The organism is Kocuria cellulosilytica (genome assembly GCF_040981245.1).
GTDB classification, from domain to species: domain Bacteria; phylum Actinomycetota; class Actinomycetes; order Actinomycetales; family Micrococcaceae; genus Kocuria; species Kocuria cellulosilytica.
Window position 1 is genome coordinate 1 of record NZ_JAVFWZ010000061.1, and the last position, 622, is coordinate 622.

Sequence of the window (622 nt, forward strand, 5' to 3'; positions counted from 1 at the left end):
GCTTCACCACCGCGGCACTGGCCCTGAGCGACGACTCGATCACCCTCCAGGAGCTCTCAGCCCGCCGCGACGAGAAGCTCGCCCTGGTGCTCGGCACAGAGGGCGACGGGCTCAGCGCCGCGACCGTCCACCACGCGGACCTCACCGTGCGGATCCCGATGTCCCACGGCGTCGACTCCCTCAACGTCGCCGCGGCCTCCGCCGTGGCGTTCTGGGAGACCCGCCCGGTCCGGTCCTGAACTCCCCGCGGTAACGGTTCGGGTGTCGATCGCAACCTGACCAGTGACGTTGGCATTCGTGAATCCTATTCTGGGGGTGTCTGCCAGACCCGGTCCCACAAATCGCGGCACCAGCCGGCGTCCGGGGGCAGACGGGGGAACCGAGAAGGCACATCATGAAGAAACTGATCGCGTGGTCGGCGGCACTCGCGCTGGTCGTGGGGGCGGGGACGGTCGTCCCGGCCGCCGCCGCCGAGCCGTACTGCGGCATCACGTGGGGGTCCACGGACGAACAGTCCGTCTCCAGTCCCGTCCACGAGACCCACCTCGTGGACGTCCGGGCCGGACGCCACGAGTGCTTCGACCGGCTGGTCGTCGACATCGAGGGCTTCACCGGCAGCTAC

2 protein-coding genes are annotated in these 622 nt (G+C 69.5%); both read left to right on the top strand.

Translation table 11 applies throughout. The annotated features are described in order from the left end of the window. Nucleotides 1-239: TrmH family RNA methyltransferase (locus RCG67_RS16975; protein ID WP_368827973.1), on the top strand; the 239-nt coding region annotated here is incomplete at its 5' end. 155 nt (nt 240-394) lie between these two features. Next, the coding region (locus tag RCG67_RS16980) for an AMIN-like domain-containing (lipo)protein (protein ID WP_438612689.1) at nt 395-622 on the top strand (228 nt) is incomplete at its 3' end.